A 22,706-nucleotide genomic window follows, 5' to 3' on the forward strand; every position below is an offset into this window, starting at 1 on the left:
GAATCAGACAAGTCTGCTCACTGCTACCTTCTGGGGCCAATCAGGAACCCCTCCACAAGTGCGGCGCTATAGTATCAGAGCATTGGCAGGTGTAAAGCCCTTGGTTCAACTTTTTCCTAAAGTTTTATGTTGTTAGGCCGATAAAGAGACTGAACTCAGGATTTTTGGATGTTTTCTATGCAGGTTGAGACCATGTTGGTCAATGAATGGCAATTGGGGGATTCCCTTAGCCAGGCCATTCAAACAGAAAGGCGCAGTGACTTTGGCTTAATGTTAGCCATGTTGTCGCAAGACGTCTGCCTGCATGGTGAGTTTCAGCTGCCCAAGCCGGCCTTGCCGGAGCAACAGGATCTGCGTCAGCGTTTCCAGTTGCCAGAAGAAGCCGCCTTGAAACGGGAGTATCAGGAATCCGATGCAGGGGTGCGGATTGCATCGGCATTTCAACGCTCCGGCCTCAGTCAATCCAGATTGCAACATTGCTTGTCCCCCGACGCCTTGACTTACCAGGGAAAACGTGATCACGGTATGCAGGTGGCCATCGACAACTGTGCGCCATCTGTCACTAAGGCGGCGAAGGCCTACGCGGCTAACAAACCGGCTAGATGGCCATTGGATCAACTATTGGCAGCTCAGCGACTTCAAGCCTCGGCAATTGCCTGAGGGCCGAAATGATTGTGATCTGGCTCACCCCTATTTAGGTTCAGCTGCGGCTATAATTTCAGTCGAATCCCTATCATTCTTGAGGTAATAGATGAGCGCAGAGAAACAAGACGTGGCGTGCGATGCATGTGGCGTGTATCTGGACATCGGTTCCATGATCGCTGAAGACGACAATGTATTGGCTTTGCCTATTCAGGCAAAAGATGAAGCTGCGGCCCTGGCGTTTTTTGGTGATTATCTGACCCGGGCTCAGGCACGTTTCGGTGACAGTGTCACCAGCGAAACAGAATGGGATGCAGAGAAGGGCGAGATGAAGGCTCGTCTTATCTTTAGTTGCGCCGCAGAACGAATCATTTTTGAGATGGAACAGGCATAACAGCCAGACTGAACTCAATAAAAAGGAGTGCCTCGGCACTCCTTTTTTTATGGCAAGTGAGTACTTCTGTTACTCAGAGACAACATTTTTTGGCCTTCTTGCCACTGCCACAGGGGCAAGGATCGTTGCGACCCAGCTTTAGTAGGGGTTGAATGTCGCCATCGCAGTAATGCCAGCGATCCTCAAGCCTTTGAAAGCGAGAGCGTTCCCATAAAGCCAGGATTTCGCTGCCTTGGCGATACCAGGCTTTGAACTCTACCTCGCCCTGATCGCCGGAAACAGCAGGGACGTCGACGATCTGCAGACCGACAAAGTCACTGTCGCGGCAACTGTCGGCTAATTGTTCCACGGTGAGTGAGGCGCGATATTGCGGGTGGTGAGTCGCTAGAAGATAGTCGGCTTTGCCCTCTACAAAGGCGCAGTAGCGAGATCGCATCAGTTGCTCGGGGGAGGAGGCATGGCTATCGCCGCAATGAAGCGGTTGGCAGCAGAGGCGGTACGCCAGGCTGCTGCCACATTGACAGTGACTCATTTGCTATTGGCCTGCTGAGGAAGGGCCGAAGGGGAGTACTCCTTGTAGTACAGCCCTTTTTGGCGTTGAGCATCGGTAAATCGATCGACTCGGGTACGATTAGCCGAATCACTGATGATGCGCCACTGTTTATCCTGATCTTGTTGGAAGCTCATGATGAACTTGCCGACAAATTCGCTGGAAGGCTGTTCGGTGCTGTGATCCGGAGTGTATACCACCAGATAGTAGCCCGCGTCGGTAATGGTGTCGCCACTGATTTGGCGATTGACCACGCGATAGTGCACCTTCAGTTCGGCGCCCCGTTTTTCGATTTTCTTAAACCAGTGGGCCAGGCCATCGGCAATTTCCATACGGCCATTAAGCAGCCCCTCTTCTTTGGAGGCGCTGATCAGACAGGCATTGTCACTGTAGTAGCCAGTCAAGGTATCTGAATCCAGGCTGTTGTACGCAGCGCTGATTTCGTCATAGATACGGTTGATGGCCCCATTGACGTCCTCTTGTGCGCTGACCGGGCCGGCCAGCAATAATGCCAATAACAGGCTAAAAACTCGCACTCAGGTGCTCCACATTTGCTACACAATTTTACTATCGCTGTCAGACTGAATTTCGTAAAGGTTGAAACCATTACAAAGTTTGACATAGGCCAGGGGAAACGCCCTTCTGAGCAAATGCTAGGCGGTTAACCACCGGCGGCCTGAAGCGTTAAAACGGATTCGGTATACTACCAAAGTCACGATAAAAGCGGAGGCTATTATGCAATCAAACGAGATGGATGAGTTTCTGAATGCGATGGCCGATGTGAAACCCATTGGACAGCAGGATAAGTGCTGTGCGGTGGGCAGCAAAAGCAAGCCATCTGAGGCACAGATTGCCCGCCGCATGGCGGCTGAGGCCAGCATCGATGGTGAACAGGACGGGGTCAGTGATGCAGCGATGCCGTTAGTCGATCCTGACGATCCCATCGGCTTTGCTCGCGACGGTGTTCAACATGGGGTGTATAAGAATTTGCGCCTGGGAAAGTACCAGATCGATGCCCGCCTGGATCTGCATGGCCACAATGTCGCCGATGCGAAACAGACTTTGTTACAGTTTATTAAAGATTGTCAGCGATGTGAGGTGCGTACGGCGCTGGTGTTGCATGGCAAAGGTCGTCAGTCGAGTCCGGTGAAAGGAATGCTGAAAAGTTGCGTTGCCCACTGGTTGCCTCAGATCAAAGAGGTGTTGGCATTCCATTCGGCACTCAAGCCCCATGGAGGAACCGGTGCCGTGTATTTGCTATTGAAGAAAAGCGAACGCCAGAAAGCGGATAATCGCGAGCGTCATCAGAAGCGTTAGAGAGCATAAAGCCGGCGATTGCCGGCTTTATGGTTACTGGTGGTCGGGTAGGGTGATGTTCAGTTCCAGTACCGCCCACTGGTTGTCGGTTTTGTCCAGCTGTACCTTAACGTTGTCCGCATCGACGCTGACGTATTTGGCCAGAACCTGCAGAATATCCCGCTCCAGATCCGGCAAGTAGTCCGGCCCCTGTCTCTGGGCCCGTTCATGGGCGACCACGATCTTGAGGCGGTCTTTAGCCAGGTTGGCGCTGGCCGGTTCCTGTTTGCGGAAGTAATCCAGAATCGACATCATTTCCCTCCAAACAACCTTTTCAGCAAGCCTTTCTTTTCCACCTCGGTAAAGCGCATTGGCCGGGTTTCACCCAGCAGACGGGCGACGGTATCTTGGTAGGCCTGTCCGGCATCGGACTGATCGTCCATGATGACCGGGTTACCAGCATTGGATGCTTTCAACACCGCTTGAGATTCGGGAATGATCCCCAGCAACGGAATGGCCAGAATCTCCTCGATATCCGTCACCGCCAGCATCTCTCCATTTTGCACTCGAGTAGGGTTGTAGCGAGTCAACAGCAAGTGTTCCACCACCGGTTCGAGGTTCTGCTCGGCACGCAGAGATTTACTTTGCAGCATGCCAATGATGCGGTCTGAATCCCGCACCGACGACACTTCCGGGTTGGTGGTGATGATCGCTTCATCGGCAAAATACAGCGCCATCATGGCGCCGTTTTCAATCCCGGCCGGGCTGTCGCAGATGATAAACTCAAACTCCTGTTTAAGTTGCTCCAGCACTTTGCCAACGCCGTCTTGGGTCAGCACGTCCTTATTGCGGGTCTGTGAGGCCGGCAGAATGTGCAGCCGGTCGCATCGCTTGTCCTTGATCAGGGCTTGATTGAGGTTGGCGTCACCTTGAATCACGTTGACGAAGTCATACACCACCCTGCGTTCGCAGCCCATAACCAGATCCAGGTTTCTTAGCCCGATATCAAAATCAATGATGACGGTTTTATGGCCCGCCTGAGCCAGTCCCATGCCAATGGCGGCACAGCTGGTGGTTTTACCAACGCCGCCTTTGCCGGAGGTGACAACAATGACCTTCGCCATTTCACTACATCCTCGTAATTGGGTTAGAAATTGATGGGGTCCAGCGTTAGCTGACCTTGTTGTTGGGTGGCCATTACTCCTTGTTGCCAATGGGCTTGGTCTATCTGCTCGGTGAGCCAGAAGTAGCCGCCGATGGACAACAGTTCTGCCTGTTGGTTGGCACAAACAATGGAGGCATTGTGCTGACCGTTGGCACCGGCAATGGCGCGCCCTCTTAGCGTTCCAAGGATTTGAATGCTGCCGTCGGCAATCACCTCGGCGCCGTTGCTGACCGAACCGATGATCACCAGATCGCCACCCTGGGCGTAGATCTGTTGACCCGAGCGTACTGAGCGGCGAACGACCTTGGTGGCAGTGGTGGTGCCACTGCTGCCGCGAGAGGGGTTCAAAAGTGCGATGCCGTGGCATTTTGCCTGTATTTTGTGGGCATCGTGTGCGTTGCGAATACCCAAGGGATTGAGGTGATGGTCTCGAATCAGCTGCATCAATTCGAGCAGATCAACGCCAGGATCGACCCGGCTCAGGTCCGCTACTAACGCCATATTTTCAAACAGAGACGGGGCGTGCTGAACGTGCTGTTTGAGTTGTTGTGCAATGTCGGCCAGGGTGGTGCCGGACAGTTTTAATACAGGCAGGGTAAAACTTGAACTGGTGAAGTCGATGCCAGACTGCTGCATCTGTGGATTCCCCGTAAACCCCGGCACAGTGGCCGGTTGAACGCTATTTTTTAGTGGCGGTCATGGTATAGTGGCAAACACCACGACGCAAGCAAGCCGCAGGCTTATTTTCTAAGTATTCAAATGATTTGTGCTATCTATAAAAGTAACCGAAAGGCAGAGACCTACCTCTACATCAACAAGCGTGATGACTTTTCCGACGTGCCACAGGCATTGCTGGATACCTTTGGTCAGCCGCAGTTTGTAATGGTGGTGCCGCTGTCGAAGATCAAACAACTGGCTCAGGCGGATCTGGACAAGGTTAAGCAGGCGCTCAAGGATCAGGGCTTCTATCTGCAACTGCCTCCTCCACAAGAGGATCTGCTCAAGACCCACAAAGCATGGCTTGAAGAGAAACAGAATAACTCTTAACGGACTCTGGGGGACAGGATGACACTAAAGTGTTTAACCACAGCGGCGCTGTTGGTCGCGCTGCAGGTTCAGGCAACCGACAAGCCTGACTTCGAACAGTACGTACAGCAGCTGAAGCAGGAAGCGGCACAAAAAGAGTTCAGCGCAGCCACCATCGAGGCGGCATTTGATGGCATCAAGCTGCACAAGCGTGCCATCAAAGCGGATAAAAACCAGCCGGAGTTCAAAAAGACTCTGGACACCTATTTGCCCCAGGCCGTGCCGGACTGGAAAGTGGCCAAGGCCAAGAAGTTGCTAAATGAAAATCGTGAGCTGTTGCAACAGGTAGGCGATGCTTATGGTGTGCAGCCCAGATTCATCGTGGCGTTGTGGGGGGTGGAAACCAACTTCGGTAACTACACCGGGAATTTTTCGGTGATTGGTGCCACCGCATCGCTGGCGTACGACGGGCGCCGGGAAACTTTCTTTAAGGAACAGCTTTTTGCGGCTTTAACCATACTGGAACAAGGCCACATCAGTGCCAGTGAGATGAAAGGCTCCTGGGCCGGTGCCATGGGTCAGTGTCAGTTTATGCCAACCTCGTTTCTGGCCTATGCTCAGGATTTTGATGGCGATGGTAAAAAAGACATCTGGCACAACAAGGCCGACGTGTTTGCCTCCGCCGCCAATTACCTCAAGCAGGTCGGATGGAACGATGATCTGACCTGGGCCCGGCAAGTATCGTTGACCGAGCCGGTGGCTGAGACTGATAAAGGGCTGAAAGTGAAGAAAAGCCTGGCTCAGTGGCAGCAGATGGGGGTGCGTCGGTTTGATGGCAGCGATCTTCCCACTCGCGATATTCAAGCCTCTCTGGTTCAGCCTGACGACGCCCATGGCCGAAGCTATCTGGCGTACGCCAACTACGATGCCCTGATGCGCTGGAATCGAAGCCACTACTTTGTCGCCGCTGTGGGACACCTGGCCGACAGAATTAAGTTCTCTGACTGATCTATCTGATTCCGCCGCCGGTTCCGGCGGTGGATCACCTCCCGTGCTGCCTGCCACCGCTGTCATTGCCTGCCTGTGGATGAAATTCTACCCGGTTGCCGGTATAATCCCGCGCCTGACGTTCCAGAAGCAGTAGAAACAGAGGTAGTTTGGTGAGTGAACAACAGCCGTTTTGGCATAAGCCTTTACAGGATATGACCGAAAAAGAGTGGGAATCGCTCTGCGATGGCTGCGGCAAGTGCTGCCTGAACAAGCTGATTGATGATGATACCGAAGAGGTGTATTTCACCAATGTGGCCTGCAAGCTGCTTAATGACAAGACTTGCGATTGCCAGAAGTATGAACGTCGATTTGAGTGGGTTCCCGACTGTTACAAGGTAACACCGGAAAACGTCGCCACCATCGAGTGGCTGCCTCCAAGCTGCAGCTATCGGCGCCTGCAGGAGGGCCGGGGGCTGCCGAGTTGGCATCCATTGTTGACCGGCAGTAAGTCCGAGATGCATAAACAGGGCATGTCGGTACGCCGAAAGGTACTCAGTGAGTTACATGTGGGTCCGGATCCGGACTTGATCGGTTACATCGTAGTGTGGCCGCTGGATGAAATTGATTAAGCAGACAAAACCTAAAGAAACGGCGTGCTCAGGCACGCCGTTTTTTTTTGGTTCTAAAATTAAGACCACAGGAATAAAACAGTTTTTTAAACAGGCCATAGAACAATAAATTGATCAATTAAATAGATCTAAAATCAATTCCTGATCTATTTAATTGATCAATGTGTGTCATTATTATTTACCCTTGAATGTTGAGTGGGTTTTGCGGTAGGGAAAAATCTGTCGAATTAGATTGTTGTGTGGCTCTGAATATTTACCTTTTGCCGGGTGACTTTAATTATTGCTCTGTGCTATTAATGCACTCGCTGGTCTAACTCATAGAATTCTGTAGGTTGGTCGGCACCGACACTTATCGCTGCCGCTGTCGACTCTGTACTAACTAGAACTGGCTAAGATGCTGAAAATAAAGAGTTAGATGGTGGGGCTGGGAGTGAGTGGGACTAGGTCTAGCCGATGCCAGAGGGGCTGGAGTCGAACCAAATCAAGAATCAGGCGGGGAGCCTGTAGTGTGTGAATGATTTAATAATCCTTGGTGTTTCCAAGGTGTCAAAAAAATATCAAAGACAAATTATCGGCGCCGTATAAATAGATGTTAGATTCCATGGTTTATTTTTGAATCATGTTTTTGATGTTTGATTGATAAATGCGCTTTTACAATAAGAGAGCATAAAGTGCTCCTTTTACCAATGGTCAGGTTCGGGTTCTTCTTTTAAGTTGGATAGGTTTTTTGTATGAAAGGAATGAGTTTTAAGGCCAGTTTGATGCTGCTGTCGTTGTCACTGCTGGTGATGGCGTTGCTGGCCACCAGTGTGATGTCGGCTCGCAATCTGCAGCAAGCGGTTAGCCACCAGGTGCGGACTGCAATGCAGGAATCGGTGAACAGTGAGTCGGAGTCCATCAGTCGCTTTATCGAGCAAGGGGACCGAGCGGTACAGGGATTGGCGCAGATTTTTGATCAGGCGGGTCCGCAAAGCGATGATTATTACCTTCGCACCCTGAAAGATGCCGAAAAAATCAGCGGCATTGACGGGTTGATGGTGGGCATGGAGTCCGGTGCCGGCTATGCCAGTCAGGCGTTTCCGGGCTGGCCCGGCGGCATATTGGATCAGGCCGCCATCGACGTAACCGCCCGCAGTTGGTATCAGCTTGGCCGTCAGCGTACCGACAGTCAGGTGACCGATGTCTACTACACTGATGGAGCCTCCACCCCCTACCTGTCTATGGTGAAGCGCACTCGAAATGGCGTGGTGGCCGCCAGCCTGTCGATGTCGACCCTGGATGCCATCGTTGAAGCGGTGGACATCGTGGAGGGCACCATCGCCATTGTCACCGAGGCCAATGGCAACATCATCGGGACCACCTCGCAGTTTGCACCTCTGCAGAGTAATTTGTCGGCGGTTCCGGGTCTGGGAGAGCGGGCGCCTGCGGTGTTGGCCAGTGAACAACTGTTTTCGAATTACGTCTTAAATGGCATTAATAAGCTGGTCATTTCCAAGCGCATCCAGTTGCCGGGTGGTAAGCAGTGGTTTTTCCTCATCGCGGTCGAAGAGGAGGTGGCGTTTGCCGCAGTCGCCGAAGCCAACCGCACCGCCATTATCACCGCCATCATCAGCATTCTGATTTCGGCTCTGGTATTGGTGGTGATGTTGCAGCGCCAGTATCGTCCCATCATCGCCTTGAAGGAGCGGGTGCTGGATCTGGCCGAAGGCGAGGGCGATCTGACTCAGCGAATGCAGGTTAACTCCCACGACGATCTTGGCCAAATCGCGCAGGGCATCAATACCATGGTCGGCTCGCTGCAAACCATGATGCTGGAGGTCCGTCAGGCCAGTGGCCAGTTGGCACACGGTGTGGAGGTACTTAAAGCCCAGGCGGAAGAGAACGAATCGACCCTGGCCAGCCATATGTCGGAAACCGATCAGGTCGTGACGGCTATGGAGGAACTCAACACCACCGCGGAAACCGTGGCGTCCAGTGCCGCCGAGGCTGCCCAGTTTACCCAAGAAGCCAATCGAACCGGTGAAGAGTCCAAGTTGATCGTGACCCAGGCGCAAAACAATGTTTCGGCGTTGGTGGGCGAAGTAGGTTCCACCGCCGACAACATTCAGAACATGAGTGAGGAAACTCAGAACATCAACGCCATTCTGGCAGTAATTGGTGAGATTGCCGATCAGACTAACCTGCTGGCGCTCAATGCCGCCATTGAGGCTGCTCGGGCTGGTGAGCAGGGACGGGGTTTTGCGGTGGTGGCCGACGAGGTGCGGGCGCTGGCGGGGCGAACTCAGCAGAGTACCGCAGAGATTGAAAATGCCCTGGCTGTACTGCTGCAAGGCTCCCAGACCGTGGTGTCGGCCATGGCCGGTACCCGTAAAACCTGTGAGGAGACCGCCAATGGCGCGAAAGAGGTGTCTCTTAGCCTGGAAACCATGAGTAATTTCGTTCGCGACATTAATGATCTCAGCTCTCAAATTGCCACCGCGGCGGAGGAGCAGAGCAGTGTCTCCCAGGAGATCAGTCGTAACATGGCTGCCATCAGGGAGATGGTGCTTAGGTTGTCAGAGAGTGGCAATAAGACGCTGGATGAAACCAATAGCCTGGCGGCAATAAATACGCAACTGCTGGGAATTGTTGGTCGATTTAAATTGGATTAATCGTTCCAGAGATGAATAAAAAAAGACCACGCTAAGCGTGGTCTTTTTTTATTCTGAGTGTTGAATTAATGGCAACCACCGCCGCAGCATTCGCTTCCGGAGTTGCTCTTTTTCAGGGTGGTCAGCCAGAACAGCAGGCACAACAGCAGGTGCACACTGAAGACGGCAATCAGCCACTGGGCCATGGAGAAGCCGAGGAAAGACCAGGGGGAATCGCTGCAGTCTCCGGTGGGCATAAACAGCGACGGTAACCATTCATGCAGTGGTGCCCATGCCGGGAAATTGGGAATGGCATCGCAGGTCGAGCCAAACAGAGTAGGGGGCGCGGTTTGCTTGGCGTGTAGGGTTAGGTTCAGAGACAAGGCCCAGGCGCTGGTGCCGGCCCAGCCGAGAAAACCGAAACGGCGTAACCAAAGGGAGTTTGGTGCGATGGCCGTGACCAGAGAGACCAGCATCAGTGCCAATACCGCAATGCGCACGTAGATGCAGTAGACACAGGGTTTAAGTTCGAGAATATGTTGGAAGAACAGGGCGATCAGCTCTAACAGTAATGCGGATCCTGCCAGCAGCAACCAGCTGCGTCGTTGGGTGGTAAATTGTTGAGCCTGAGTCAGCATCTATGGTCCTTACTACACTTCAAAAAAACGCCTCCGATTGTGGAGGCGTTTATTTGATATCGCAACAACTATCTGAAAATAGTTATCGTTTAATGTCCGGAAACACTCATGGCGTTGGCAGCGGCTTCGGCGACGGTATGGTGGCCGATCCAGCCAATGTCGTAGAAGTAAGCGGTGAAGTGCTCAAGCAGACCAAACTCAATGGCGCCCAGTCCCACCAGTGACATCACAATGGTGTAGGGCAGTGCCAGAATGACCATTCGACCATAAGACAGACGAATAAGTGGGGCCAGTGCCGAGGTCAGCAGGAACAGGAACGCCGCCTGACCGTTTGGTGTCGCCACCGATGGCAGGTTGGTACCGGTGTTGATGGCGACCGCCAGCATATCGAACTGGTCACGGGTGATCTTACCTTCCAGCAACGCCGACTTCACTTCGTTGATGTACACGGTTCCGACAAATACGTTGTCAGACACCATGGACAGCAATCCGTTGGCAATGAAGAACATCACCGCTTGAGTCTTGCCGCTGTAGGTCAGTACCCACTCGATAACCGGACCAAACAATCCCTGCTCGATGATCACGCCGACAATGGAGAAGAATACCGCCAGCAGTGCGGTGAATGGCAAGGCTTCTTCAAATGCCTTACCGATGGAATGCTCGTCGATGATGCCATTGAATGAGGTGGTCAGGATGATAACCGACAGACCGATGAGGCCAACGGCTGCCAGGTGCAGTGCCAGGCCGACAATCAACCAAACACCGACCAGAGCTTGAATGATCATCTGGGCGCGTTCTTTGTTGGTACGACGGCTGTCTTCGTATTCAGCGTAGTCTTCCAAAATTTTACGAACGGAATCTGGCAGTTGTTCGCCATATCCGACGATTTTGAATCGCTCAACAAAGTAACAGGTCAACAGGCCAGCAATCAGCACCGGCAGGGTAACCGGCATCATGCGAACCACAAACTCGGCAAACTGCCAGTTGGCCTGGGCGGCGATGATCAGGTTTTGAGGTTCACCCACCATGGTGCACACACCGCCAAGGGCAGTACCGACACCGGCGTGCATCATTAGATTACGCAGGAAGCCGCGGAACTGCTCCAGGTCGTCTTTGCACAGGTTTTCCTCTTCATCGTTGTTGTGGTCGTGGCTCTGATTGAAGTCTTTGCCAGAGGCAACCTTGTGGTAAATGGTGTAGAACCCCACCGCCACACTGATGATGACCGCAATCACCGTCAGCGCATCGAGGAAGGCTGACAGGAACGCAGAGAAGAAACAGAAAGCAAGTGACAACAAGGCCTTGGAACGAACCTTGGTCACCAACTTGGTAAAGATAAACAGCAGCAACTGCTTCATGAAGAAGATGCCGGCGACCATGAAGATCAACAGCAGAATCACTTCAAGGTTGGCTTCCAGTTCATGCAGAACCGTTGCCGGCGATGCCATGCCAATGGCAACGGCTTCGATGGCCAGCAGGCCACCGGGTTGGAGCGGGTAGCACTTCAGTGCCATCGCCAGGGTAAAGATGAATTCAACGACCAGCACCCAGCCGGCTACAAACGGATCGATTGCAAACAGTATGGGGTTGATGATCAAAAACGCGATGATTGCTAGCTTATACCACTTAGGCGCCTGGCCTAGGAAGTTATGAAAAAAGGCTTGGCGTAAACTTAGTGCCATAGCTTTCCTCTCTTATTTGTATATTTTTCGATTTTGTCGCACTCAGACGGACGATCATACTCGTTATTGGAGATAAGGTTAACTGACATTTAATATCAAAATTGTTTATCGATTTCTGAGATTGCTAAGGTTCGACCAGTTTTTTACAGTTTATTTGGCTGCAAATCCAGCAAACAGGTCGTTAGAGCTGTGGACGAGGTCAATTTGGGCAAATATTTGGGAAATGGATCTCATTTTTGAATTCAGGCTTTATTTGCTAAGATGGTTGAATTAAAAATCGTTCAAAAGTCGTAAGGCACCAGTGACTATGATAATAAAAGCGCAGAGTCCAGCAGGTTTTGCCGAAGAATATATCGTAAAATCCATCTGGAACAACAAGTTCGCGCCGGGGACCATCCTCCCTGCTGAGCGTGAATTGTCCGAGTTGATTGGGGTAACCCGGACCACGCTGCGAGAGGTGTTACAACGTCTGGCGCGTGACGGTTGGTTAACCATTCAGCATGGTAAGCCCACTCGGGTGAATAACTTCTGGGAAACCTCCGGGCTGAACATTCTGGAAACCATCGCCCGCCTGGATCAGGACGGGGTCCCGGATCTGATGGACCAACTGTTGTCGGCTCGCACCAACATCAGTGCCATCTACATTCGGGGTGCCATTCGTTACAACCCAGTAAGAGCCCAGGAAGTGTTGTCTCAACTGGTGGACGTTGAAGACGAAGCCGGCGCCTTTGCCGACTACGATTACAACCTCAACCATTCGTTGGCAATGTCATCGGACAATCCGATTTACGCCCTGATTCTAAATGGCTTCCGAAGCCTCTACAGCCGTGTCGGCCGCTACTACTTCAGCCATGAGCCAGCCAGGGTATTGGCTCGAGAGTTCTATCAGGAGTTGTTGACCTGTGCCGAGAACGGCGATGCCGATTCGGTGCCGGGACTGGTGCGCAAGTATGGCATCGAGTCCGGTAAGTTGTGGCTGCACATTCGTGCCGATATGCCCAAAGACATCGCCGAATAAGCGCGAGTCAAAAAAAGCCCGCGGAAGCGGGCTTTTTTATGGTCGAAGCAACCTCAGTCTGTCTTGGTCTGACAGCGGCCGATGACCTCGGTGCTGCCGTTATCCCGCTCCTCTTCCAGGTATACGTCAAAGCCCCAGAGTCGATGCAGGTGCTTCATCACTTCATCTTTGCTGTCCGCCAATGGCGCCCGGCTTTGGGGCAGATAACGCAGGGTCAACGAGCGGTCACCGCGAATCTTGACGTCCCACACCTGAATGTTGGGTTCCAGGTTCGACAGGTTGTACTGGGCCGACAGGTTCTGTCGTAACTCCCGGTAGCCTTCATCATTGTGAATCGCCCCTACCTCCAGGTAGTTTTTTCGATCGTCATCCTGAACCGTAAACAACTTGAATTGGCGCATTACCTTAGGTGACAGGTATTGGGAGATGAAACTTTCATCTTTGAAGTTGTTCATGGCGAAGTGCAGGGTATCGAGCCAGTCGCTGCCGGCGATTTCCGGGAACCAACGTTGATCCTCTTCATCCGGGGATTCACAGATCCGGCGAATGTCCTGAAACATGGCAAACCCCAGGGCATAGGGATTGATGCCACTGTAGTAGGGGCTGTTGTACTCTGGCTGCATCACCACATTGGTATGGCTGTGCAGGAATTCCATAATGAAGCGCTCGGTAACCAGGCCTTCGTCGTACAGGTGATTCATAATGGTGTAGTGCCAGAAGGTGGCCCAGCCCTCATTCATTACCTGGGTCTGTTTCTGCGGATAGAAGTATTGCGCAATTTTGCGGACGATTCGCACGATCTCCCGCTGCCATGGCTCCAGCAGCGGCGCATTTTTCTCAATGAAATAGAGTAGGTTTTCCTGTGGCTCTGAGGGAAAACGGCACTCCTCGCGATCGGCTTGCTCTGCCGGCGAGGCGGGCAGGGTACGCCACAGGTCGTTGACCTGAGACTGCAGGTAAGCTTCGCGCTCTTTCTGGCGTTGCCGTTCTTCTCGCAGTGAGATTTCTGCCGGCCGTTTATAGCGGTCGACACCGAAGTTCATCAGGGCGTGGCAGGAATCAAGAATCTCCTCCACCGCGTCGATGCCATGGTGCTCTTCGCAGTCGCTGATGTAGTTTTTGGCAAACACCAGGTAGTCGATGATGGAGTCGGCGTCGGTCCACGTTTGAAACAGGTAGTTGCCTTTAAAGAAGCTGTTGTGGCCGTAACTGGCATGGGCCATCACTAACGCCTGCATGGTGATGGTGTTCTCCTCCATCAGATAGGCGATACAGGGGTTGGAGTTGATGACGATTTCATAGGCCAGCCCCATCTGGCCCCGCTTATAATTGCGCTCGGTATCGATGAACTTCTTACCGAAGGTCCAATGGGAGTAGCCGATGGGCATGCCGACGCTGGCGTAAGCATCCATCATTTGCTCGGCGGAGATCACCTCAATCTGATTGGGGTAGGTGTCGAGCCGGTACAGAGCGGCGATGCGCTCAATCTCATGGTGGTACTGGTCCAGAAGCTCAAAGGTCCAGTCTGGTCCGTCCGATAACGCGGTCTTTTTGCTCATAGGCTATCCCCTTAATCCAGAACTCAGGCCGTCTGCTTTTTGAATAGCTCTTTGAAGACTGGGAAGATGTCTTCTACCGAGCGAATATGTTGCAGGGCAAAGTGGGGGTGCGCACCGGCCAGGGATTCATATTCCCGCCACAGGGTCTGGTGCGCCCTGTTGGTGATCTCGATGTAAGTAAAATAGCGACTCAGAGGCAGCAGAGTGTCGTCGAGGATCTGCCGGCACAGCGGCGAGTCATCGGCCCAGTTGTCGCCATCGGAAGCCTGGGCGGCATAAATGTTCCACTGGTCTGCCGGATAGCGCTCTTTTTGAATTTCAGCCATCAGTTTCAGTGCGCTGGAGACGATGGTGCCTCCGGTCTCCTGACTGTAGAAAAATTCATGTTCATCCACCTCTTTGGCCTGGGTGTGGTGGCGAATAAACACCACGTCCAACTCCTTGTAGGTGCGGGTCAGGAACAGGTACAGCAGGATGTAGAAGCGTTTGGCGATGTCCTTGGTAGCCTGATCCATCGACCCCGAGACATCCATCAGGCAGAACATCACCGCCTTGGAGGTAGGCACGGCTCGTTTGGTGTAGTTGTTGTACTTGAGATCGAAAGTATCGATAAAGGGCACCCTGGCGATCTTCTGCTCCAGCAATTCGATCTCCTCCTCCAGAGCATGGATCTCTTCGGTGCTGGATCCCGGTGTATCGGTTAACTGCTGCAAACGGAGTTGCGCCTGCTTCAACGCCCGGCGTTTACCCGCGGTCATGGCAGTACGTCGGGCCAGGGATTCCCGAAGTGAGCGTACGATGTGAATGTTGGCCGGAATGCCTTCGGAGGTGATGCCGGCCCGAACGGTTTTAAACTCCACCATCTTGTCGAAGTTGTTCTTCTTCAGGTTGGGCAATGCCAGATCATCAAACAGGATGTCCAGATACTCATCCCGTGAGATCTCAAACACGAAATCGTCGGCCCCTTCGCCACTGTTGGACGCCTGGCCTTGGCCACTGCCGCCTCCGCCGCCCTGGGGTGGACGTTCAATGCGATCGCCCCGCTGAAACTGATCGTTACCGGGATGGACCATGCGCCGATCACCACCCTTGCCGATATGGAACACCGGCTCGGAGATGTTTTTGGTGGGGATGCTGATGCGTTCCCCACTGTCGACATCGGTGACACTGCGGTTGGTGACGGCGTCGGATACGGCCTGCTTAATCTGTCGCTTATAGCGACGCAGGAAACGCTGCCGATTTACGGTGCTCTTTCCTTTATTGTTAAGGCGCTTATCGATGAAGTGCGTCATAGACTTCCTCCCGCCGCTCTAGGATGACTTCCGTACCCTCAGGTACCATTCGGACAGCAGCCGCACCTGTTTCCGGGTGTAACCTTTCTCCATCATCCGGTCGACGAAATCGTCGTGTTTTTGCTGCTCATCGGCTGAGGTTTTGGTGTTAAACGAGATCACCGGCAGCAGATCTTCGGTATTGGAGAACATCTTCTTCTCGATCACGGTACGCAGCTTTTCGTAGCTCACCCAGGCTGGATTCTTGCCAGAGTTATTGGCTCGGGCACGCAACACGAAATTGACGATTTCGTTTCGGAAATCCTTCGGATTGCTGATGCCAGCAGGCTTTTCAATCTTCTCCAGCTCGGCATTGAGGGCGCCACGGTCAAACAGTTGACCGGTTTCAGGGTCGCGATACTCTTGGTCCTGAATCCAAAAGTCGGCGTAGGTGACATAACGGTCAAAGATGTTCTGGCCATACTCGGAGTAGGACTCCAGGTAGGCGGTTTGAATCTCTTTGCCGATGAATTCGACGTATTTGGGAATCAGGTAGCCTTTCAGGTGCTCAAGGTACTTCTCAGCCTGATCCTGCGGGAATTGCTCTCGCTCGATCTGCTTCTCCAGCACGTAGAACAGGTGTACCGGGTTGGCTGCCACCTCACTGTGGTCGAAGTTGAACACCCGTGACAGAATCTTAAAGGCGAATCGGGTCGACAGGCCGTTCATGCCTTCATCGACGCCGGCGTAGTCCTTGTACTCCTGATGAGACTTGGCCTTAGGGTCGGTGTCTTTCAGGGTTTCGCCGTCGTACACCCGCATCTTGGAGTAAATGGAGGAGTTTTCCGGATCTTTAAGGCGGGACAGCACACTGAATTGAGACAGGATATCCAGCACGCTCGGTGCGCATTGTGCATCGCTCAGATCGGAGTTATCCAGCAGTTTTTCATAGATCTTCTTCTCTTCAGAAACGCGCAGGCAATAAGGCACTTTGACGATGTAGACCCGATCCAGGAAGGCTTCGTTGTTCTTGTTGTTACGGAACGTCTGCCACTCCGATTCGTTGGAGTGGGCCAGGATGATGCCATTAAATGGCAGCGCCGACAGGCCTTCGGTACCGTTATAGTTGCCTTCCTGAGTGGCGGTCAGCAGAGGGTGCAGCACCTTGATGGGCGCTTTAAACATCTCTACAAACTCCATCATCCCCTGGTTTGCTTTACACAGGGCGCCTGAGTAGGCGTAGGCATCGGCGTCGTCCTGAGCAAAATGCTCCAGTTGGCGAATGTCGACCTTACCAACCAGGGACGAGATGTCCTGGTTGTTTTCATCCCCGGGCTCAGTCTTGGCGATGGCCAGTTGATCCAGAATCGACGGGTAGACCTTGGCCACCTTGAACTTGCTGATGTCGCCACCGAACTCGTGCAATCGTTTCGCGGCCCACGGCGACATGATGGTGCGCAAGTAACGCTTGTTAATGTTGTATTCGTTCTGCAGGATGCTGCCATCCTCTTCGAGATCGAACAGGCACAAGGGGGAATCGTTGACCGGGCTACGTTGTCCGTTGGCGCTGAGGACGTAGATCGGAATCTTGGACATCAACTTCTTCAGCTTTTCGGCCAGAGAGGACTTACCGCCCCCCACCGGCCCCAGCAGGTATAAAATCTGCTTGGACTCTTCCAGCCCTTGAGCGGCATGTTTAAGGTAGGCGACGATCTGCTCGATGGCCTCCTCCATGCCGTAGAATTCGGAAAATGCCGGGTAGCGTGGAACGACCCGGTTGGAAAAGATCCTCGATAGCGTCGGATCCTGGGCAGTATCGATCATCTGTGGCTCGCCAATGGCCAGCAACAGTCGCTCCGAAGCGCTGCTGTAGACGCTGGGATCCTTCTTGCACAACTGCAGATAGTCCTGAATGCCCATCTCTTCGTCGCGCGTCTGTTCGTAACGCTGTTGATAGTGCTGAAAAATAGTCATGGTTCTCCCCCTGAATCCAGTTTGGCAGTCCCTGCGGAGTTGGATTTCATCCCGTTTCCCAGATTTAAGCGTAGACCCTATATTTCGAGAGTGGACAGCAAACCTTAGATTTTTAAGATGAAATATTTAATCGGTTTTCCCGTTGAATGCCCGGAATCAACCAGCCTATATCTATAAGACCCTGGCTTTCGCACAGCGGTTTCAACTTAATACGTACGACAGCGTCGAGGGATTCGCTTTTTTTTCACAGGATTGCAGCGTGATAGCGGGGTGGGGATGATGAAAAAATACTTGAGTATTAGTAGGTTGTAGCAGGCATAAATCCGTCATATAAGTGTAACGATAAACACCTACATTTCAGAGGGTTGCTTTGGTAGAGTTGAATTGGTTGGTGACATAGGAAGTACCACGATGACCCAAGCAACTGTCGAACACATCTCGCTGGAGATGATCGCCACTTACGCCAAATGGTGTGGCATCCACTCTCGTGAGCAGTGGCAAAGCTACCATCAACATCATGTCCGTCCCAGTTGGGTACCGGATGACCCTGAAGCCTTTTTCAATCAGTATGGAGAGTGGCCGGGGTGGGCGTCGTTGACGGCGGGAGGCGACGTGAATCATTGAACGTTCGCCAACAAAAAAAGGGAGCCATCTGGCTCCCTTTTTTGATCAGAGGTCGACGGTTCAGGCACCGAAGTTCTGGTTCACAAAGTCCCAGTTTACCAGGGCCCAGAAACCTTTCATGTAGTCTGGACGTACGTTGCGGTAGTCGATGTAGTAGGCGTGCTCCCACAGATCGACGGTCAGCAGCGGGGTAACGCCGTCGTCGGTCAGCGGAGTGGCCGCATTGCTGGTGTTGACGATGGCCAGGCTGCCGTCGGCATTTTTCACCAACCAGGTCCAGCTGGAACCGAAGTTGTTGATGGCGGAATCGGTAAACTTGGCCTGGAACTCTTCGAAAGAGCCAAAGTTGGCGTTAATGGCATCGGCGATGGCACCGGTAGCCGCACCGCCGGCGTTGGGGGCCAGACAGTGCCAGTAGAAGGTGTGGTTCCAGATCTGGGCGGCGTTGTTGAATACGCCACCAGAGGAAGATTTTACAATTTCTTCCAGAGACTTACCGGCAAACTCGGTACCTTCAATCAGGCCGTTCAGCTTGACCACGTAGGTGTTGTGGTGCTTACCGTGGTGAAAATCCAGGGTTTCGGCAGAAATGTGAGGTTCTAGCGCGTCCTTAGCGTAAGGAAGGGCAGGTAGTTCGAATGCCATTTGCGTTCTCCATTTAGCTGTTTAGCTGTTGGTTTTTGTTCCGTATGCCGGTCATTGTACTCGCTTAACCTGTGATGTGCATCATGTTATCAATTGATTGAACTGACCGGGGCCATCGAAAAAATACATTGGGGTTTCGTTGCACTTTTAATAGAATGAGGATCAAGATCACTACCAAACGTGGTAACCATGGAAACCCTAGATAAGATTAAATCCCAAATCGCCGAAAACCCAATCATCCTGTATATGAAAGGGTCTCCCAAGCTGCCCAGCTGCGGTTTTTCCGCTCAGGCTTCTCAGGTTCTGGTTAACTGCGGAGAGGCGTTCGCCTACGTTGATATCCTGCAAAACCCTGATATTCGTACCGAACTTCCAAAATACGCCAACTGGCCGACCTTCCCGCAGCTGTGGGTCGAGGGCGAGTTGATCGGCGGTTGCGACATCATCATGGAGATGGCTCAGAAAGGTGAGCTGCAACCCTTAATCGCCGAAACTGCGGCGAAGTATAAGCAGGACGAGGCAGAGTAACGCCACGTTTCAGGGTATAAAAAAGGGCGCCTAAGGGCGCCCTTTTTGCTGTTTGAATGCTTACAGCACCATGGCTGCAACCCAACCGGATGCCAGCAGTGGCAGGTTGTAGTGCAGAAATGTCGGGACGACCGAGTCCCAGATGTGATCGTGCTGACCGTCGGCATTGAGACCGGCGGTGGGACCCAGGGTGGAGTCGGACGCCGGAGAGCCGGCGTCACCCAGGGCGGCGGCGGTCCCCACCAGAGCGATGGTGGCGGCCACTGAGAAGCCAAAGCCCATAGCCAATGGCACGTAGATGGCGGCGATGATCGGAATGGTGGAGAACGAGGAGCCGATGCCCATGGTGATGAACAGCCCCACCAGCAGCATCAGGAAGGCCGCCATGGCTTTGTTATCGCCAATAAGATTGCGAACCGAGTCCACCAGTGCTGGCACTTCACCGGTGGCTTTGATCACTTCGGCAAACCCCGCAGCAGCGATCATAATAAAGCCCACGGTGGCCATCATGCGAACCCCTTGGGTGAACACGTCGTGGCTGCTGATCCCTTTGTCCATGCCGCCCAGATTCAATACCACGAAGCCCGCCAAGGCACCGAAGATCATCGAATCGGTGTACAGCTGAATGCCCAGCGTCGAGGCGATGGCCAGGACGACGATGGCGATGCGCTGACCGCTAACGGGCTGGTGCTCAACATGGGCACTGCCGTCCAGCTCCTGATCGGCGTATTCTCTTGGTTTGCGGTAGCTGAAAAAAATTGCGGTCAACAGGCCAAAGACCATACCCAGGGCTGGAATGCTCATGGCACCCATCAGGTCGCTGGCCTGCATCTTGAGGCCATTACTCACCAGGTTGGCCATCAGGATGTCTTTGAGGAAGATGCCGCCAAAGCCAACCGGCAGCACCATGTAGGTGGTGACCAGGCCAAAGGTGATGACACAGGCAATCAGGCGTCGGTCCAGCTTCAGTTTGTTAAAGACTCCCAGCAGCGGTGGGATCAGAATTGGAATAAAGGCGATGTGGATGGGAACCGCATTTTGCGATGCCACTGCCATCAGCAGAATGGCCACCAGCAGCGAGTATTTGACACCGGTGACGGCGCTGGAATCCGGGTTGCCGCCGAGGCGACCGACAATGGCGCGGGACAGGCTGTCAGGAATGCCGGTATGAGACAGGGCGACGGCAAAGGCGCCCAGCAGGGCATAGCCGAGGGCGATGGTGGCACCGCCGCCGAGGCCGGCGTTAAAGGCATCGATGGTCGAGGCCAGATCCATGTTGCCCATGAGTCCGGCAACGAGAGCACTGACGGTCAGTGCGATGATCACGTTGACCCTGGCAAGGCTTAATACCAGCACCAGGAGCACCGCGATGACAACGGCATTCATTTTTATAATTACCTATTTTGTTGATTGCTAAATTTTGGGCGAGTGAACCATTTTCAGTGACTGCGAACAAGAGTCCAGACAAATGTGCTGGCCAACTGTGAATATGTGATACATATCCGGATTAACTTAGGCTTTATCTGATTGATGTCACTACCAGGGTGACTTGGCAAGCTGAGAGATGACCGGGCATAATAATCGCAGCATTCCTCTAAATCGCCCCCAGGGTGGTTTAGCATACCTCACCCACATGGAGAGTCACGCATGAGTGTATTAGTAGGTCGTCCGGCCCCGGACTTTACCGCGGCTGCCGTGCTAGGCAATGGCGAGATTGTCGAGGACTTTACGTTAAGTCAGGCCATCGCGGGTCAAGCGGCGGTGGTGTTCTTCTACCCCCTGGATTTCACCTTTGTGTGCCCGTCGGAGTTGATCGCTTTTGATCACCGTTTTGAGGAGTTTAAAAAGCGGGGCGTGGCAGTGATAGGCGTTTCCATCGATTCCCAGTTCAGCCATAACGCCTGGCGTAACACCGCCATCGAAGACGGCGGCATCGGTCCGGTGAAATACCCGTTAGTGGCGGATGTAAAGCACGACATATGCCGTGCCTATGACGTTGAGCACCCAGAGGCTGGGGTGGCATTTAGAGGTTCATTCCTGATTGACAGCCAAGGGCTGGTGCGCCATCAGGTGGTCAATGATCTGCCCCTGGGGCGAAACATCGATGAGATGCTCAGAATGGTGGATGCACTGCAGTTCCATGAAACCCATGGTGAGGTGTGCCCGGCTCAGTGGGAACAAGGCAAGCAGGGGATGGACGCCTCTCCGGATGGCGTCGCCCGCTTCCTGGCGGACAATGCCGACCAGCTGTAGGGCATTGAGTGAATCCATGACGGGCGCGTTGGCGCCCGTTGCTATTTGAAGTTGAGCTTATTGCGATACATGGCCTGATCGGCATCGGCGATCAATTGCTCCGCCGGCAGTGGGTTGTCACTGAACCACAGCGCCCGGCCAATGCTGGCCACCACATCGACCTGCTCAATCTGCAGGTTTTGCTGCAAGGCAAACAGCAGGCGGGTGTGAATGGTGTCGGCGTCGGTTTTGTGTTTCAGAGGGCACATTAGTACAAACTCGTCGCCGCCTAAGCGGCCTACCACGTCCATGTCACGGCAGAGCGATTTCAGTGCCGTAGCCACTTTAATCAGCACCTTATCCCCAAAGCTGTGGCCGAAGTTATCGTTCAGTTTTTTGAAGTTATTGATGTCGATGTAATACAGCGCCAACGGGGTCTGGTGCCGCTTAGCCGCAGCCAGCAGGTTATCCAGTTGACAGCAGAACTGGTGCCGATTGGCGACGCCGGTAAGGGCATCGTGAGTGGCGGCGTAATAGAGTTCGCGTTCGATTTCATCTTTTTCGATGGCCACCGATGCTACCGAGGACATCAGGGTCATAAACTCAATGTCGCATTCGGAAGCGGATTTGGGTTGATCGTGATAAAACGCAAAGGTTCCAAGCAGGTTGCCCCGGCTGGAGAGGATGGGGACTGACCAACAGGCCTGTACTCGGGCCATCCTGGCCAGGGGTAAAAAGGGCTGCCAGTTCGGGTCTTGATGGACGTCGTCGCTGTACACCGGCTCTTTATAGAAGGCGGCTTTGCCACAACTGCCAACCTGTGGGCCAATGCGGATGCCGTCGATGGCCTGGTTGTACTCTTCCGGAAGGTTGGGGGCGGCGAGCGTGATCAGTGTCTGTTCGCCAGGATCGTAGCTGAGGATAGAGACCCGAATCTGAGGCATGATGGCTTCTGCCAAGTCAATCAGATTATATAAGGTCTTTTTCACTCCACAGCCTAAGGCGAGCTGACGGAGTGCTTCATTCAGGCCTCTGTGGGCTTCTAATAATAGTGTGGCACTCATGGGGTAACTGCTGCTTTGACTTCCCTTACACGGCTATATTGTAACCGTTTTTTGCTCAAAAGGTTACAAGTCTCACTAATTTGAAGTCATAAGTGGCGCCGCAAAGTGTGATCATGATCACGAATGGGGTATCGGACGCCATTGCTGAC

The 22,706-nt window shown here is 53.1% G+C and carries 24 protein-coding genes; 11 read left to right on the forward strand and 13 right to left on the reverse strand.

Annotation, left to right across the window (positions count from 1 at the left end):
* Nucleotides 1-168 precede the first annotated feature (168 nt).
* Together H598_RS25475 and H598_RS0106870 are read left to right on the forward strand one after the other, a co-directional pair.
* Nucleotides 169-660: a VC2046/SO_2500 family protein gene (locus H598_RS25475; RefSeq protein WP_084144362.1), complete on the forward strand. Its 492-nt coding sequence runs from the start codon at nucleotides 169-171 to the stop codon at nucleotides 658-660.
* A 91-nt stretch (nucleotides 661-751) separates the two neighbouring features.
* The gene (locus H598_RS0106870) at nucleotides 752-1,036 is read left to right on the forward strand and encodes a DUF406 family protein (protein WP_028112361.1); all 285 of its coding nucleotides are present in this window, start codon (nucleotides 752-754) and stop codon (nucleotides 1,034-1,036) included.
* 73 nt (nucleotides 1,037-1,109) lie between these two features.
* On the opposite strand, the gene H598_RS0106875 is transcribed toward H598_RS0106870, so the two are convergent.
* Together H598_RS0106875 and H598_RS0106880 are read right to left on the reverse strand one after the other, a co-directional pair.
* On the reverse strand, nucleotides 1,110-1,568 hold the full coding sequence (locus tag H598_RS0106875) for a YchJ family protein (protein ID WP_028112362.1): 459 nt from the start codon (nucleotides 1,566-1,568) through the stop codon (nucleotides 1,110-1,112).
* Nucleotides 1,565-2,122 (reverse strand): YybH family protein, encoded by a 558-nt coding sequence (locus H598_RS0106880; protein WP_028112363.1) that lies wholly within the window; start codon nucleotides 2,120-2,122, stop codon nucleotides 1,565-1,567. Before H598_RS0106880 ends, H598_RS0106875 begins: the two co-directional genes overlap by 4 nt.
* A gap of 199 nt (nucleotides 2,123-2,321) precedes the next feature.
* Between H598_RS0106880 and smrA the strand changes: the two genes are divergently transcribed.
* Nucleotides 2,322-2,903: a DNA endonuclease SmrA gene (gene smrA / locus H598_RS0106885; protein WP_035415618.1), complete on the forward strand. Its 582-nt coding sequence runs from the start codon at nucleotides 2,322-2,324 to the stop codon at nucleotides 2,901-2,903.
* 33 nt (nucleotides 2,904-2,936) lie between these two features.
* On the opposite strand, the gene minE is transcribed toward smrA, so the two are convergent.
* Genes minE through minC form a run of 3 tightly spaced genes read right to left on the reverse strand, consistent with a single transcriptional unit; the run spans nucleotide 2,937 to nucleotide 4,683 of the window.
* Nucleotides 2,937-3,194 carry a cell division topological specificity factor MinE gene (minE, locus tag H598_RS0106890; protein WP_028112365.1) on the reverse strand — a complete coding sequence of 86 codons (258 nt, stop codon included), beginning with the start codon at nucleotides 3,192-3,194 and terminating at the stop codon, nucleotides 2,937-2,939.
* Complete coding sequence (minD, locus tag H598_RS0106895) at nucleotides 3,194-4,006, reverse strand: septum site-determining protein MinD (RefSeq protein WP_028112366.1); 813 nt, start codon at nucleotides 4,004-4,006, stop codon at nucleotides 3,194-3,196. Before minD ends, minE begins: the two co-directional genes overlap by 1 nt.
* A 23-nt stretch (nucleotides 4,007-4,029) precedes the next feature.
* Entirely contained in the window at nucleotides 4,030-4,683 is a 654-nt protein-coding gene (gene minC / locus H598_RS0106900) for a septum site-determining protein MinC (RefSeq protein ID WP_028112367.1), read from the reverse strand.
* A gap of 123 nt (nucleotides 4,684-4,806) precedes the next feature.
* Between minC and H598_RS0106905 the strand changes: the two genes are divergently transcribed.
* The 4 genes from H598_RS0106905 to H598_RS0106920 all read left to right on the forward strand — a co-directional run bounded on the left by H598_RS0106905 (nucleotide 4,807) and on the right by H598_RS0106920 (nucleotide 9,343).
* Nucleotides 4,807-5,094 carry a YcgL domain-containing protein gene (locus tag H598_RS0106905; RefSeq protein ID WP_028112368.1) on the forward strand — a complete coding sequence of 96 codons (288 nt, stop codon included), beginning with the start codon at nucleotides 4,807-4,809 and terminating at the stop codon, nucleotides 5,092-5,094.
* A gap of 18 nt (nucleotides 5,095-5,112) precedes the next feature.
* Entirely contained in the window at nucleotides 5,113-6,081 is a 969-nt protein-coding gene (locus H598_RS0106910) for a lytic murein transglycosylase (protein ID WP_051252527.1), read from the forward strand.
* A 152-nt stretch (nucleotides 6,082-6,233) separates the two neighbouring features.
* A complete protein-coding gene (locus H598_RS0106915; protein WP_028112370.1) occupies nucleotides 6,234-6,692 on the forward strand; it encodes a YcgN family cysteine cluster protein in 459 nt (152 codons plus the stop codon).
* Nucleotides 6,693-7,423: 731 nt separating this feature from the next.
* Complete coding sequence (locus H598_RS0106920; RefSeq protein WP_028112371.1) at nucleotides 7,424-9,343, forward strand: methyl-accepting chemotaxis protein; 1,920 nt, start codon at nucleotides 7,424-7,426, stop codon at nucleotides 9,341-9,343.
* Between the two features lie 65 nt (nucleotides 9,344-9,408).
* Here the strand turns inward: H598_RS0106920 and dsbB are convergent, their stop codons facing one another.
* Both dsbB and nhaB read right to left on the reverse strand, forming a co-directional pair.
* On the reverse strand, nucleotides 9,409-9,960 hold the full coding sequence (gene dsbB, locus H598_RS23585; protein WP_051252533.1) for a disulfide bond formation protein DsbB: 552 nt from the start codon (nucleotides 9,958-9,960) through the stop codon (nucleotides 9,409-9,411).
* A gap of 89 nt (nucleotides 9,961-10,049) precedes the next feature.
* Nucleotides 10,050-11,642, reverse strand: a complete 1,593-nt coding sequence (gene nhaB, locus H598_RS0106930) for a sodium/proton antiporter NhaB (protein WP_028112372.1) — start codon at nucleotides 11,640-11,642, stop codon at nucleotides 10,050-10,052.
* A 307-nt stretch (nucleotides 11,643-11,949) separates the two neighbouring features.
* Between nhaB and fadR the strand changes: the two genes are divergently transcribed.
* Nucleotides 11,950-12,660: a fatty acid metabolism transcriptional regulator FadR gene (gene fadR, locus H598_RS0106935; RefSeq protein ID WP_028112373.1), complete on the forward strand. Its 711-nt coding sequence runs from the start codon at nucleotides 11,950-11,952 to the stop codon at nucleotides 12,658-12,660.
* Nucleotides 12,661-12,713: 53 nt separating this feature from the next.
* Here the strand turns inward: fadR and H598_RS0106940 are convergent, their stop codons facing one another.
* From H598_RS0106940 to H598_RS0106950, 3 genes are read right to left on the reverse strand one after another with little or no spacing between them, the layout of a single operon-like run.
* On the reverse strand, nucleotides 12,714-14,219 hold the full coding sequence (locus H598_RS0106940) for a SpoVR family protein (RefSeq protein ID WP_028112374.1): 1,506 nt from the start codon (nucleotides 14,217-14,219) through the stop codon (nucleotides 12,714-12,716).
* A 23-nt stretch (nucleotides 14,220-14,242) separates the two neighbouring features.
* Nucleotides 14,243-15,511: a YeaH/YhbH family protein gene (locus tag H598_RS0106945; protein ID WP_028112375.1), complete on the reverse strand. Its 1,269-nt coding sequence runs from the start codon at nucleotides 15,509-15,511 to the stop codon at nucleotides 14,243-14,245.
* Between the two features lie 18 nt (nucleotides 15,512-15,529).
* On the reverse strand, nucleotides 15,530-17,464 hold the full coding sequence (locus tag H598_RS0106950; protein ID WP_028112376.1) for a PrkA family serine protein kinase: 1,935 nt from the start codon (nucleotides 17,462-17,464) through the stop codon (nucleotides 15,530-15,532).
* A gap of 411 nt (nucleotides 17,465-17,875) precedes the next feature.
* Here H598_RS0106950 and H598_RS0106955 point away from each other — a divergent pair, with 411 nt between their 5' ends.
* Nucleotides 17,876-18,088 carry a hypothetical protein gene (locus H598_RS0106955; RefSeq protein ID WP_028112377.1) on the forward strand — a complete coding sequence of 71 codons (213 nt, stop codon included), beginning with the start codon at nucleotides 17,876-17,878 and terminating at the stop codon, nucleotides 18,086-18,088.
* A gap of 60 nt (nucleotides 18,089-18,148) precedes the next feature.
* On the opposite strand, the gene sodB is transcribed toward H598_RS0106955, so the two are convergent.
* The gene (gene sodB, locus H598_RS0106960) at nucleotides 18,149-18,733 is read right to left on the reverse strand and encodes a superoxide dismutase [Fe] (RefSeq protein ID WP_028112378.1); all 585 of its coding nucleotides are present in this window, start codon (nucleotides 18,731-18,733) and stop codon (nucleotides 18,149-18,151) included.
* A 189-nt stretch (nucleotides 18,734-18,922) separates the two neighbouring features.
* Here sodB and H598_RS0106965 point away from each other — a divergent pair, with 189 nt between their 5' ends.
* Entirely contained in the window at nucleotides 18,923-19,261 is a 339-nt protein-coding gene (locus H598_RS0106965; protein WP_028112379.1) for a Grx4 family monothiol glutaredoxin, read from the forward strand.
* 60 nt (nucleotides 19,262-19,321) lie between these two features.
* On the opposite strand, the gene H598_RS0106970 is transcribed toward H598_RS0106965, so the two are convergent.
* A complete protein-coding gene (locus tag H598_RS0106970) occupies nucleotides 19,322-20,647 on the reverse strand; it encodes a Na+/H+ antiporter family protein (RefSeq protein ID WP_028112380.1) in 1,326 nt (441 codons plus the stop codon).
* Between the two features lie 261 nt (nucleotides 20,648-20,908).
* Here H598_RS0106970 and H598_RS0106975 point away from each other — a divergent pair, with 261 nt between their 5' ends.
* On the forward strand, nucleotides 20,909-21,514 hold the full coding sequence (locus tag H598_RS0106975; protein WP_028112381.1) for a peroxiredoxin C: 606 nt from the start codon (nucleotides 20,909-20,911) through the stop codon (nucleotides 21,512-21,514).
* A 41-nt stretch (nucleotides 21,515-21,555) separates the two neighbouring features.
* On the opposite strand, the gene H598_RS0106980 is transcribed toward H598_RS0106975, so the two are convergent.
* The gene (locus tag H598_RS0106980; protein ID WP_169629229.1) at nucleotides 21,556-22,482 is read right to left on the reverse strand and encodes a sensor domain-containing diguanylate cyclase; all 927 of its coding nucleotides are present in this window, start codon (nucleotides 22,480-22,482) and stop codon (nucleotides 21,556-21,558) included.
* Between the last annotated feature and the right edge of the window lie 224 nt (nucleotides 22,483-22,706).

It is taken from the genome of Ferrimonas kyonanensis DSM 18153, assembly GCF_000425405.1.
In the GTDB taxonomy this organism is placed as follows: domain Bacteria; phylum Pseudomonadota; class Gammaproteobacteria; order Enterobacterales; family Shewanellaceae; genus Ferrimonas; species Ferrimonas kyonanensis.